Origin of the sequence: Bacillus oleivorans, assembly GCF_900207585.1 — a bacterium.
GTDB classification, from domain to species: domain Bacteria; phylum Bacillota; class Bacilli; order Bacillales; family JC228; genus Bacillus_BF; species Bacillus_BF oleivorans.
In genome coordinates this window covers 34,664-47,339 of sequence record NZ_OAOP01000002.1, presented here as the reverse complement: position 1 = coordinate 47,339, position 12,676 = coordinate 34,664, and the positions used below count along the sequence as shown (strand labels likewise).

Annotated in this window: 15 protein-coding genes; 3 read left to right on the top strand and 12 right to left on the bottom strand. The window is 39.1% G+C overall.

The window, feature by feature from the left end; translation table 11 throughout:
• Nucleotides 1–13 precede the first annotated feature (13 nt).
• The gene (spoIIP, locus tag CRO56_RS03690; RefSeq protein ID WP_245855570.1) at nt 14–1,216 is read right to left on the bottom strand and encodes a stage II sporulation protein P; all 1,203 of its coding nucleotides are present in this window, start codon (nt 1,214–1,216) and stop codon (nt 14–16) included.
• A gap of 89 nt (nt 1,217–1,305) precedes the next feature.
• Complete coding sequence (gpr, locus tag CRO56_RS03685; RefSeq protein ID WP_097157270.1) at nt 1,306–2,427, bottom strand: GPR endopeptidase; 1,122 nt, start codon at nt 2,425–2,427, stop codon at nt 1,306–1,308.
• Nucleotides 2,428–2,686: 259 nt separating this feature from the next.
• Here gpr and rpsT point away from each other — a divergent pair, with 259 nt between their 5' ends.
• Nucleotides 2,687–2,953: a 30S ribosomal protein S20 gene (gene rpsT / locus CRO56_RS03680; RefSeq protein ID WP_097157269.1), complete on the top strand. Its 267-nt coding sequence runs from the start codon at nt 2,687–2,689 to the stop codon at nt 2,951–2,953.
• 10 nt (nt 2,954–2,963) lie between these two features.
• Here the strand turns inward: rpsT and holA are convergent, their stop codons facing one another.
• On the bottom strand, nt 2,964–3,998 hold the full coding sequence (holA, locus tag CRO56_RS03675; RefSeq protein WP_097157268.1) for a DNA polymerase III subunit delta: 1,035 nt from the start codon (nt 3,996–3,998) through the stop codon (nt 2,964–2,966).
• Between the two features lie 384 nt (nt 3,999–4,382).
• Here holA and CRO56_RS03670 point away from each other — a divergent pair, with 384 nt between their 5' ends.
• On the top strand, nt 4,383–4,517 hold the full coding sequence (locus tag CRO56_RS03670; protein WP_097157267.1) for a YqzM family protein: 135 nt from the start codon (nt 4,383–4,385) through the stop codon (nt 4,515–4,517).
• An 85-nt stretch (nt 4,518–4,602) separates the two neighbouring features.
• Here CRO56_RS03670 and CRO56_RS03665 read toward each other — a convergent pair whose 3' ends face one another.
• From CRO56_RS03665 to CRO56_RS03655, 3 genes are read right to left on the bottom strand one after another with little or no spacing between them, the layout of a single operon-like run.
• A complete protein-coding gene (locus CRO56_RS03665; protein WP_097157266.1) occupies nt 4,603–6,888 on the bottom strand; it encodes a DNA internalization-related competence protein ComEC/Rec2 in 2,286 nt (761 codons plus the stop codon).
• Between the two features lie 9 nt (nt 6,889–6,897).
• A complete protein-coding gene (locus CRO56_RS03660) occupies nt 6,898–7,356 on the bottom strand; it encodes a ComE operon protein 2 (protein ID WP_097157265.1) in 459 nt (152 codons plus the stop codon).
• Between the two features lie 25 nt (nt 7,357–7,381).
• Nucleotides 7,382–8,029 (bottom strand): helix-hairpin-helix domain-containing protein, encoded by a 648-nt coding sequence (locus tag CRO56_RS03655; protein WP_245855638.1) that lies wholly within the window; start codon nt 8,027–8,029, stop codon nt 7,382–7,384.
• Between the two features lie 90 nt (nt 8,030–8,119).
• On the opposite strand from CRO56_RS03655, the gene comER reads away from it, so the two are divergent.
• Nucleotides 8,120–8,941 (top strand): late competence protein ComER, encoded by an 822-nt coding sequence (gene comER / locus CRO56_RS03650; protein ID WP_097157263.1) that lies wholly within the window; start codon nt 8,120–8,122, stop codon nt 8,939–8,941.
• Nucleotides 8,942–9,254: 313 nt separating this feature from the next.
• Here comER and CRO56_RS03645 read toward each other — a convergent pair whose 3' ends face one another.
• The 6 genes from CRO56_RS03645 to aroE are packed head-to-tail and all read right to left on the bottom strand — an operon-like array spanning nt 9,255 to nt 12,651.
• Nucleotides 9,255–10,004, bottom strand: coding sequence for a class I SAM-dependent DNA methyltransferase (locus CRO56_RS03645; RefSeq protein ID WP_097157262.1), 750 nt, complete (start codon nt 10,002–10,004; stop codon nt 9,255–9,257).
• On the bottom strand, nt 10,001–10,357 hold the full coding sequence (gene rsfS, locus CRO56_RS03640; RefSeq protein ID WP_097157261.1) for a ribosome silencing factor: 357 nt from the start codon (nt 10,355–10,357) through the stop codon (nt 10,001–10,003). Before rsfS ends, CRO56_RS03645 begins: the two co-directional genes overlap by 4 nt.
• 13 nt (nt 10,358–10,370) lie before the next feature.
• On the bottom strand, nt 10,371–10,928 hold the full coding sequence (yqeK, locus tag CRO56_RS03635) for a bis(5'-nucleosyl)-tetraphosphatase (symmetrical) YqeK (protein ID WP_097157260.1): 558 nt from the start codon (nt 10,926–10,928) through the stop codon (nt 10,371–10,373).
• Entirely contained in the window at nt 10,918–11,490 is a 573-nt protein-coding gene (locus CRO56_RS03630; protein ID WP_097157259.1) for a nicotinate-nucleotide adenylyltransferase, read from the bottom strand. Before CRO56_RS03630 ends, yqeK begins: the two co-directional genes overlap by 11 nt.
• Before the next feature lie 24 nt (nt 11,491–11,514).
• Nucleotides 11,515–11,805: a ribosome assembly RNA-binding protein YhbY gene (yhbY, locus tag CRO56_RS03625; protein ID WP_097157258.1), complete on the bottom strand. Its 291-nt coding sequence runs from the start codon at nt 11,803–11,805 to the stop codon at nt 11,515–11,517.
• A 3-nt stretch (nt 11,806–11,808) separates the two neighbouring features.
• Nucleotides 11,809–12,651 carry a shikimate dehydrogenase gene (gene aroE, locus CRO56_RS03620; protein WP_097157257.1) on the bottom strand — a complete coding sequence of 281 codons (843 nt, stop codon included), beginning with the start codon at nt 12,649–12,651 and terminating at the stop codon, nt 11,809–11,811.
• Nucleotides 12,652–12,676 lie beyond the last annotated feature (25 nt).

Sequence of the window (12,676 nt, the reverse complement as noted above, 5' to 3'; positions counted from 1 at the left end):
TATCTCCCATTTATTATTGCTGTGTCTTATCCGTTTCTTCATCCGTATTTACAGCCTCAGCTTGCCAGTAATATTCACTGAAGACTTCTGCAAAAGCTTCTGCGGTATTGTAAAGCTCTTCAAAGTTATTTTCGTATCCTCCCATTTCTATTAATAGAGCATTTCCAAGTAAGTCTTGGTTATATACTCCATCAACTCCGGTTCCTGCCTTTGACACAACTTTTCTGCTGATTCCCGGATAGACTTCGTTCAGTCTGTTGTGAAGTTCTTCAGCAATCCTTTTATTTTTTTCAAAATTTGGATTTTCCCTGCCGATTACAAACATTATTTGTGCATAGGTTTTTCCATTAATTTCAATTGTCGTTTTTCCTCTCGGCTGTGCGTCCCGATGAATATCCATTACATAACTTACATCTCGGTTAGCTGCTAATGCTTCTTGAACTACGGGTCTCGCTATATCGTATGACTCTGTGTAATCTAATCCATCATTGATGATCTTCCCGTAAATATCTGTTTTATCCACAGCGGTCCCAATGCCTCTTTGCTCAAGCTCTTCCTTGAGACGGTCTCCTACCTTTGTGATATTTACTTCAGAATGGTAGGCAAGGTCGGGGTCTGTTACTCCTTCTAAATGAGGCAAAAACGATTCACGATTATGTGCAGAGTAAATATAAACAACGTCTTTTTCCCCAGTTGTTTGCTCTGGAGGAGGGGCTGTGTCTTCTACTGCCGGTGCCGGGTCTATATCTTCGGTATTTTTGACGGGCACATCTTTTTCAATTTCCTTAATAGAAGGTGTAGATTCAATCGGCATATCCGTATAATCACTGCCATCCCTTGGAGCAATAACCTTCTGTTGATACGCATATAAGCCTGGGAGCTCTCTTCCCAAAAAGCTTGTCGGATCTTCAAATTCAATATTAGTAGCCATTGCTATAAGCGGTTTGGCCAGTGAAATTTTCTGCTCACTCTTAGGCAGCCCTTCCAAGAAATAGCGATTTTCGGTGCCCATAACTGCATAAACCATTTCGATGTTAAGGTCTGCAACAGCATTATGAACATTTAATGAAGATAAACGAAAGGAATCATTTAATTTGGTAATGACTCCACTTAAAGAAAAAAGAAGAAACATCACTATTACAAAAATTCCAACGGCTTTTACAATATGAATCCCCTGAATGGTTATAAAAGGACTTTGACGGCGATAAGGTTTCACTATAGTTCTCCTTTCTTCTAAAAACTTACTTCTACCATATGAATTTGATAGAGAAGATAGAACCTTATCGTCCACTTTGTCCTCCCATTTTATTTCGTTTTAAACCCTGCATCGGTTTGATCAACGGCCTCATGAAGAGCTGCATTTAGCGCGTTTGCAACTAGATTTGCCGTATCCTCAATAAAAACATCGACTTCTTTCGGAGTCACCATTAAATTATGGCCAATTGGACCTAATACTTCAGAAATTAATTGCCGCTTTTCATTTTCTTCTAGCGTTCCGATTAAGCCAAGAAATGATTTTCGCTGTTCTTCGCCTGGGAGATCTTCCTCCGTATATACTCTTTTTTCTCCAAAAGTCATACCTGCAGGCGTCAGGGCTTTAGATGGTTTCCCTTGCTCCTTAATCTCTCTGCCAAAATGCTTGAGAATGAAGTCAATCGTATCACTAGTAATCGTCACCGCGTCCACCACAGTTGGAACACCAATGGAAATAACTGGGATTCCAAGAGTTTCTTGACTGAGTTCTTTTCTTTTATTTCCTACCCCAGAACCAGGATGAATTCCGGTATCTGATATTTGAATCGTCGCATTTACGCGTTCAATCGAACGGGATGCCAGCGAATCTATCGCTATGACAAAGTCCGGCTTTGATTTATTAACGACTCCATAGATAATATCGCTTGTTTCAATTCCTGTTAATCCCATTACTCCAGGCGCTAATGCACTTACTGGACGGTATCCCTCATCCACTGACTCAGGCTGAAGCTCAAATAGATGTCTGGTAATAAACATACTTTCACAAACTAATGGACCAAGAGCATCAGGTGTAACATTCCAGTTCCCTAACCCAACGACAAGACAAGAAGCATCCTTTGAAATTCCTTTATCTTCAAGGAATGCACTAAATTCACGGGCAAGGACTTCTTCCACGCGCTGCTGCAAAACCGTATCTTGCTGCCTGATTCCTTGGGCTTCGACGGTTAAATATCGCCCCTTCTTTTTCCCGATTGTCTTCTCTCCGGCTTCGGAAATAATGACTTCCGTTATTTTAATGCCCTCTTCTTGCCTTTCTTTTATTTGAACTCCTTCCAGTTCAGACATCGCTTCCTTTTGCTGCTGATTTTGCTGGTCTACCACCATTTCTCTTGCTTCTACGGCTAGGTCTGTTCTCACCGCATATTTAGAAAGGTCAATCGATTGCTGATCCATTCAAGTTCACTCCTTAAGTTCCCAGATTCTCATTTTCTAGGTTCGCCCTTTTACGGAAACTTCATACGAGTATTCCTGCAAATTCCAGTTCTTCTCATTGATACTTTTTTCACGGATCAAGAGACAAACTGAGGTGAAGTTTAATGAAACTATTGCATTTAGATACTGCCTTTGTTAGAATATCATTTGTTCTTATTTAAAAATCGGTAACTTACAAAGAGTTTGATACAACTCCGAATCCGATTAGGAGGTGACTAGCATGCCAAACATTAAGTCAGCTATTAAGCGTGTTAAAACAACTAATGAACGCAACGCCCAAAACGCAGCGCAAAAATCTGCAATGCGTACAGCCGTTAAAAAGGTTGAAGCAGCCATTGCTAATAAAGACGTTGAAGCAGCAAAAGCATCTGTTGTGAATGCAACAAAAGAGCTTGATAAAGCCGCAACAAAAGGTCTTATCCACAAGAATGCAGCAGCTCGCAAAAAATCTCGCCTAGCTAAACAAATTAATTCTCTAAACGCATAAACAGCGCCTTTTACAGCGCTGTTTTTTTGTTTCTAATTTGATGAATTTGTAATAACAAGAGCTCCAATATTAAATCTTTTTCCATTTTTCCTGTTTTCATCTGATAATCTGCTTGTGCAAATGCCTGCATGATAGCGTACAGTTCATCCTGCTGAAATAGCTGACTTTGTTTTAAAGCGATTTGAACTCTAAATGGAGCAGCCCCTAAAATGGAGGCAATTTGTTTTTGTCCGTACCCTTTCTGTGCATATGCCTTTGCCTGGTATATGATCCGAAATTGTGAAGCCAACAAGGCGATAATCTTTATCGGTTCCTCATTTTGTTTTAATAAATCATGTAAAATCGTAAAGCTTTGTTTCGTATCTTTCCGAACTACTTTATCAACAAACGAAAATATATTATTTTCCAGCGATTTAGCTACTAACATTTCCACCTCCTCAGCCGAAATCATCTTCTCATTTCCTGCATAAAGCGCTAATTTTTCAATTTCCTGCCCTAACATCCAAGCTTGATTACCGCCTAATTGCATTAGCATGTCAATAGCATCCTGATTTAAATGTAACCCGTGTTTATCTAATTGGTCTTTGACCCATTGTTCAAGCTGATATCCGGCAAGAGGCTTTGCTTCAACTACCTCGGCATTTTTTTTAAGCAATTTAGTTATTTTTTTTCGCTCATCTAATTTTTCATACGGTGCTGAGATGACCAAAATAGAGCTGGGGTTTGGAGCCTGAATATATTCTTCAAGCTTATCTAAATTATGCTCTGGGGCATTTAATTTCTTTTCTGCCGTTAAAAAGAAAGGCTTGTCTATTAAAATAATCCTTCTTTCCCCAATAAAGGGAAGTGTTTGGGCATCATCGATCGCATTTTCTAAAGGAACTTCTTCCATATCATAATGGGAAAAATTAAAATCCATGGTTTCTTCATCCATCGAATTTTTTATCAGTAATTGTTTCGTTTTATTCATAATATATGTATCTGTACCACATATTAAATAAATGGGAGCGAATTGCTGTTTTTTAATCTGCTTCCATACATCCACACTGCATCGGTCCAATCCTTTTTCTTTTAATGGTAAGAGAATGCACTCCTCAATGCAAGGAAAAAAGGGATTATGAATTTTAGATAAAACAGCAAATTATTTAGTTCATAGTTCCCCCGTTTTCCTAAAAAAGAACAAAAGGAATTGGCTGCCGGAGGTGCCAATTCCCCTTTATTTAAACGCCAATGAAAAAGACCTAGGACCCTTTTTCATTGGCGGGATCCCTTTGTACTTGTAGTTTGACCCTTCAGGACTAAAGTATTTGTGTAAACTCTTGTCATATTTAGAAATGAGTCCTTTAGTGAAATCAGGTTATTTGGGCAGAAAGGCTAGATTTTTATAAAGCATTATTTTATACTTAAATGGAAATAGGAGGGGTAGTAAGTGAATCAGTTTGAAAAAGACGTCCAAAGTAAACGTAATGATTTTTCAGATTCAATTGTAGGCTTTGTCGTTTCATTCGGTTTCTTTGCAACGATGTTCATTATTGCTACTGTAATTGAGGTTTTAGGAAGATAATGAAATCTTGAGAAAAAAATCCTTTAAGAGACTACTTTGGGTAGTCTCTTTTTCATTTTTTCGCATATGTTGGTCACGTATTATTCTATGGCAAAGTGGTTTGAAGGGTTCCATTCGAAAAAAGATTCAGCTTATATTGGATAGCCCCATTTTGATCTGTTCTAAACACTTTAATATCTTCCTCTTTTAAATTTCTTAATACTTCAGGATCAGGGTGACCGTACCAATTGTTTTTTCCGACTGATATGACCGCATAGCTTGGGCTCACTACTTTTAAAAAAGGGACACCCGTTGATGTTTGACTCCCATGATGGCCTACTTTTAAATAATCTGCTTTTAAGTTGGGATACAATTTGAGTAATCTTTGTTCCTTCTCAATTGAAATATCTCCAGTAAACAGAAATGATTCTTGAGCGATTGCCACATGAAGGACAACGGAACTGTCATTTTCATTTCTTTCATTTCCTTCAGGAGAAAGAATCGCATATTTCCCATGACGGGTAAACCAATAATCTCCTGATTGGACAAGCATGATGGGGATTTCAGCCCTCTTTGCTTTACCCATTATTTCAATTTCCAAATCAGAATACGTTAATTTTTTTCCGATTACTATTTCTTTTATTTTTAAATGATCTATCAAATATGGAACACCACCTGCGTGATCTAAATCACCGTGAGTGACAATAAGCTTATCGACTTTAGTAATTCCCAATGAATGCAAATAAGGCATAATTACGGCCTCAGCCGCTATATATCCAGAATCCTCGATATCGTCTAACTTGTCAGCTCTGCCAGAATCGATTAAGTACGTCCCTTCGTTAAATGGCAGTTGAATCAAAATTGAATCACCTTGTCCCACATTAATGGCTGTAATTTGTCCATCTAGCTTAGGCATAGTCAGGGATAAACAAATAAGGATGCTAATTAAAAGGTATTTAATCCTGTTTTCTTTTTTATCCTCCATCAAAACAGCAATTAAAAGAACTCCCATTATTACAATCGATAAATGAACAGGATGCAGCCGGCCAAAAATAATGGAGGAAAACGGTATTTCACTAATTATAAGCGCAAATGTATTAGCCCCTTGGATCAGTTTATTTGACATTTCCACTAAAAAAGCTGGGGCACTTCCGATCGTCAGCACAAGTATGGCCAGTATCCAGCTAAGAGGCAAGAGGATTACGGAAAAGAGAGGAACATATAAAAGATTTAGCAAAATACTGTATGGGGAAAAGGAAAAAAAATGATACAAGAGGAAGGGGATTGATGCTAATGTAGCTATGATCGATACAGTAAGTGAGGATTTCCACTGATTCATTTGAAAAGATAATATTCGTCTGATTGATATAAGGAGGCTTAACGTAACTCCGTAAGAAAGCTGAAACCCAACGGCATAAATAGAAAAGGGCTGGAAGATGAGTACAGTCATTAAACTAATAAAAAATACCTGATGAATCGATTGCCGAACTTTTAACAGGTAGCAAAGAAGCACAATGAATGCCATCAATACTGCTCTTATAACAGAAGGGGCTGCACCGGACAGGACCGCATAAATTGGTAAGACTGTCAGCAGCAGAATCGTCGTTCCTTCACGGGTAAGTCCAGATCGAATACCAATTCCAAATAGGACAGCTGATAAAAGACCTACGTGTAAGCCGGAAATCGCCAGCAAGTGGACAATACCAAGTTTCTCATAGGCATCTGTTACATCCGATTCCATTTCACCTCGGTTCCCTAATAAAAGGGCCAGTACTAATTCTTGGGAAGGGGAAGGCAAAGATTGCTTTATTTGACTAGTGATATATTCTTGAAGGTGCTGGAGCGAAGAGAAAGAGAACGTGGCTGGATCTGGGGTACAATCACTTTTTTGAAATGATTGGGCCTTAAATATCCAAAATATCCCTTGTGAATGAAGATAATTCCGATAATCGAAAGCATTAAAATTGGTTGCTGCCGGTGGTTCCTCGATCGTTCCTTTAACTCGGCAAACGATCCCAGGCTCAATGAATCGTTCAAGCTGGGCCTCTTTTTCATAGGACTGGAAGAGGAGTTTTGCGTCATTCTCGGCTTTTACGATCGAGGCTTGTACATGTCCATTATTCTCTAAATAATCGGTGAATCGAACCAAAAGTTCTACTCGTTCACCTGTTTTCCAAGCAGTAAGGGGCTCCATTTCCGTTAAAGCAATATATGAAAAAATGACAAGACTGGCCACCATCAGCAATCCATACAGTCTGAATTTTTTAAAATAGACTGCTATGATTCCTAAAAAGAGGGTAAAAACCCATAGAATCCATTCGTGCTCGACATGAACAAAATGGATTGCTATGATGGCACATCCGCCGATAATAAACCAGTGACGTAAAGTCATCAGATGGAATTACGAAGAAAACGCAGACAATACATCTGTTTTCTCCAATTCAACTTTTACAGTTTTAACTCCCGCCTGCTCTAAGAGCTCAAGCGCATATGGGTGATTCTTATAGTCTTTTGCATAGTAAATACACTTAATCCCCGCCTGGATAATCGCTTTCGTACAGTTTAAACATGGAAAATGAGTGACGTATATTTCAGCACCTTCTGTTTGAACTCCAAATTTAGCACATTGAAGGATCGCATTCATTTCGGCATGAATCGTCCGGACGCAATGACCATCAATTACGTAACATCCTTTTTCAGAACAATGCTCCCCGCCTGCGATAGATCCATTATAACCGCCAGCAATCATTCTCTTATCCCGAACAATCGTTGCTCCAACCGTTAGTCTTGTGCAAGTGCTGCGTAATGCTAACAAATGACTTTGTGCCATAAAGTATTGATTCCAAGTGATTCTTTGCATTGATGTGAACACTCCTTTTTATACGTTATAAGCTTATATCTTCGCGAATTTTCGACAAAATTCCTTCTCCGATTCCCGGTACCATTAAAAGATCCTCGACCGTTTGAAATCCTCCATTTTGTTCCCGATATTCAATGATGGCTTCTGCCTTTTTTTCTCCGATTCCGGTCAACTCCATCAATTCCGACTGGGATGCTGTATTTACATTGATTTTTTCCGGAGCAGGCAACTGTGTATTGGAAGGAGGGGAAACGACTTCGGTTGTTTCCCCTTTTACGGGTACATATAGAAGCATTTGGTCCCAAACTTTTAAAGCGAGGTTTACCTGGATTGGATCCGCCTCAGCCGTAAATCCTCCCGCTTTTTCAATCACTTCATGTAACCTAGAATCGCTTGGGACCGAATATACACCTGGGTTGCGGACTGCTCCTTTTATGTCAACAACAACAGATTCTACTGCCTTCATATCTGATTTTGACGTTAACACTTCTGTCCCTGTCTCTCCTACTACCTTATCGTTTTCTGCAGGATCTGACAATGGAGAATTCACGGCCCCAGCTTCATTTATGTTCCAGCTTTCTTCTGCTTTTTGTTGCCCCCAATTGCCTAAAAGAAACAGGAGTAACAAAATTAAAAACAAAAAGGCGAGTTTTTTCCAATTTTCCTGTATCATTTTCAAACGACTGACACCTCCAGATAGAATGGTATAATTGCCTAATTTTGAACATAAAGTTGAAAGAGAATAATGAAGGAGGGAGTACGTATGCGAATCGGCGTGATTGGTACTGGCAACATGGGGAGTATCCTTGTTGAGGCGATGATGGATGCACACGCGATTTCTCCTTCTTGCTTATCGATTCATAATCGGACACGGGCTAAGGCCGAGCAATTACGGCAGGAATATCCTGAACTTCAGATTTTTGATGATGTAGAAAAATTAGTACAAACTAGTGACTGTTTATTTATATGTGTAAAGCCACACGACATTTTTCCTTTACTTCAACAAATTAAACCTCATTTACAACGAGAGCATTGCCTTGTTTCGATTACAAGTCCTGTTGCTGTTGAACAGCTCGAGCTTCATGTAGATTGTTCTACAGCCAGAATTATTCCAAGTATTACGAATCGGGCATTAACAGGGGTCTCTTTATTCACCTTTGGCAAGAAATGTACGGACCGTTGGAAAACACAATTACTCCAATTGTTTAAGGGATTTTCAAAACCTCACGAAATCTCACAAAATATAACAAGAGTAACATCCGACATAGTTAGCTGCGGCCCTGCTTTTTACAGTTATATAACGAGAAGGTTTATTGATGGGGCAGTGCGGGAAACAGAAATAGATACGGAAACAGCAACGGTACTTGTAAGTGAGATGTTAATTGGATTGGGCGAGCTGCTGAGGCAAGGGCATTATACATTGCCGACATTAGAAGAAAAGGTTACGGTAAAAGGCGGAATAACCGGCGAAGGGATTAAAGTGTTAGAGAAAGAGCTGAACGGAGTATTTGAAAAATTATTTCAAGCCACTCATGCAAAGTTTCGAGAGGATTTAGAGAAAGTAAAGGAACAATTCAATGTATAATTTTCGACAAACCCGGTTGAAATCCTTTAAAAAAATTTAATTTTTTATTTGTCTCGGCAGGAGAATTGAAAATTAATGAAGGGCAGTCTGGGTTTGAGAGTGCATCAGGTTTTATGAGCACGAGTTCTGGGTTTGGAGCGGGAATCTGGATTTTTGGAGCGCGGATTTCTGGTTTGGAGCGGGAATCGTCGTTTTTTGAGCACTGATTTTCGTTTTCGAGCGCAGAACGAAACTTTCGGGCACAAAATCTGTTTTGAACGTATAATCCTCGTTTTCAAACGCACAAGGCAGACTCCTGAAAAAGTCTGCCTTTTTATTTTTGTACACAGAAAAAGATTCTCTCAGATGCTTCGTGAGGAGGTTCGTCTGTAAAATCTGCTGTAACGGATAAAATCTTAAAGCCTGCTGATTGTAAAAACCCCTTCCACTCATTCACCTGATACGTTTTTTGACGATGCCATTCATCGAAACGCTGATATTCATTTGTATCAGGATTTAATAAAAAAAAGGTTAAATCGTGGGTTACCTCCAGGGTGTTTTCACCTTCAGAACAGCTCCATATATAGGTTACCTCTTCATCAATTTCATAGAATGGCTCGTTTTCTAAAAATAAATCTATTTTATAGGGGGAATGGGCATCAAGAAGAAGTAGCCCTCCATTTTTCAAGGCAGCGTAGCATGAATGAAAGGTTTGAATAACTGCTTCTTTTGTCGGCAGATAGTTAATCGAATCACAAAAAATTGTTATCATGTCTACTTTCTCGTCCACCTGCAGCTCAGTCATATCTTGCTGAAACAACGGGAACGTCAGACTAAGGTTCTCTGCCTTTCGTCTAGCGATTGTTAGCATGGTTTCGGATAAGTCGGTACCTGAAACATGAAAGCCGTCCTTTTTTAATCGGACGGCGAGTTCCCCTGTTCCACATCCTACATCAACTAGACTGATCTGTTCATTGGATTTATTGAAAAACAGTGCCTGCTGTTTAACATATTCTACCCATTTGTCATAAGGAGCATCTTTCATTAAATTATCATACACCAAAGCCATATTGGCATAACTCATGATGACAACACACTTTCGACTGAAATGGTAGGCGCATCTCCCCATAATCTTTCTAAATTGTAGTAGGAGCGCTCATCTTTTTGAAAAATATGAACCACTATCTCACCAAGGTCGATCAAAATCCATTTTGCCTCATCATATCCTTCAAGCCTTTTTATAGAAAGACCATTTTCATATACCTGATCCTTGATTTCTTTGACAATGGCTTGTACTTGTCTGTCGGAATTTCCGTGGCCAATAACAAAATAATCAGCTACCGGAGATAGCCCCTGCATGTTTAATATCATTAAATCATTGGCTTTCTTATCATCTGCAGCTTTTACTACTGTTTTTAACAGGTCTATTTCTTTCATTCTCAAAGACCTCCTATTTAAGTAAAAAATAATTGTAGGTATGAAAAGTATCTGGGTAGATCGGCTGACGTTTATTCAGTAAAAACTGAATCGTATTTTTTAATGCAAATAAAACAGCCTGATCGAGGTTTTCTTCAGCTAGCTTCCTTGCTTCTTCAACACCTGGGAATGAGCGACCGGGCTCAATATAATCAGCTAAAAAAATGATTTTTTCTAATTCGGCCATTCCAGGTCTGCCAGTTGTATGAGAACGAATTGCATCAAGGATTCGTTCATTCTCTATTCCCACTTCTGTTTTTACTAAGTATGCCCCGACTGGCGCATGCCATAACTCATGATGAAATTGAAGTAAAGTGTCTGGCATTTTTTCCTGAATCATAATCGACCGCATTTCTTCCCTTGGCCGATATTTGGCATAATCATGAAATATCGCGGCCAATTCAGCCTCAAGAGGGTTAACCTGATACCGCTCAGCCAGCTTGATTGCAGTCTCTACTACCCCTAAAGTATGGATATATCGTTCTTCTTTTAATTGCTTTTTCACAACATTTAATGCTTTCTCACGTTCCATAAATACCGTTCTCCTCAATGTATTCCTTTACACAATCAGGAACTAAATAACGAATGGATTGCCCCTTTTGAATCCGGTCTCTAATTTGGGTGGATGATAAATAAATTTCAGGTACATCGAGCATTTGCACAGGATATTTTGATTGGTGTTGATAATAGGGGCGTTTTACCCCTAAAAATTGAACCATTTGAACCAGCTCATCAACCTTATACCAATTTGGCAAATATTCAATCATATCCCCGCCAATAATAAAGTAAAATGCCAGCCCCGGGTTTTGATTAACCAGCTGCCGCATAGTGTCGACCGTATAGGATTTTCCCTCCCGATGCAATTCGATCGTTTCCAGCTTAAACTGAGGATGGTCCTGGATTGCTAACCGAACCATTTGTTCTCTCTCTTCATTGGTTACATGATCTGTTTTATGTTTATGAGGCGGAACATTATTAGGCATAAACCAAATCTCATCTAAAGAAGCCTGGCTTAAACACTCATTAGCGATAATGAGATGCCCAATATGGGGAGGATCAAAGGTTCCGCCTAATATGCCAATCTTTTTTTCCAATTGACTTCATCCTCTAAATAATATTTACGGCAATTGAATTTGCTTTTTCTCTTTTGATTCTTTATACAAAACAATCACATTTCCAATGATTTGTACCAACTCTGCATTGGCACCTGCAGAAAGCTCTTCTGCCACCGTATCGCGTTCAAATTCACAGTTTTGCAATACACTTACTTTAATTAATTCACGGGCTTCAAGTGCATCGGCAACTTGTTTAATTAAATTCTTACTAACCCCGCCTTTACCCACTTGAAAGATGGGATTTAAATGATGTGCCTGTGAACGCAGAAATCTTTTTTGTTTTCCCGTTAGCATGTATTAGCCTCCTAATCGATTAATAACTAACTCTTTCATTTCGTCCGTATCAGGCCATTTTCCCGTCCATAATTGAAAAGCGTAAGCGCCCTGATAAACGAACATGTCAATGCCGTTATGAATATGACAGCCCTTTTCTTTTGCCAAAGTTAGAAATTTGGTTTCAAAGGGATTATAAATAATATCAAACACATGTGTTTTTTCTTTAAGCTTTTGTAACGTTAAAGGAGATTCCTCTATTCGGGGAGACATTCCTACCGAAGTCGTTTGAATCAATATATCGTATTGATCTAAGTTTTCCTCTGCTTCCAAAAGACTATAAGTATTCGAAAAGCTGCTTAAGGGATGGGTGCTTCCGGAAACTAACTGCCTGGCCCTCTCCACGGAACGATTAGCCAAATCAACCTTGGTGAATCCATCTGCTAACAGGCTATAGTAAATTCCTTTAGCCGCTCCTCCTGCACCTATAATTAATACTTGCTTTTGTTCAGCTGTTTCTTCATTGATAGATTGTTTTAATCCTTTAACAAAACCGATCCCATCAGTATTGTATCCGATATAGGATCCGTTTCGCAGGATGACCGTGTTGACTGCACCTATTTCTTTAGCAAGCGGATCTATTTCGTCTAAGTGAGAAATGATCGCTTCCTTATGGGGAATCGTTACATTAAAACCTTCGATCCCAATTGCTTTCATCCCGCGAACAGCAGATTCTAAATCTTCACTATTTACTAAAAAGGCATGGTAGACTGCCTCCATTTTTTCTTTGGCAAAGCTATGATTATGTATGAGTGGTGATAAAGAATGTCGAATAGGATCACCAATCACTCCAAATACCTTCTCCATACTTTCTCCCCCCATTACAACAAAC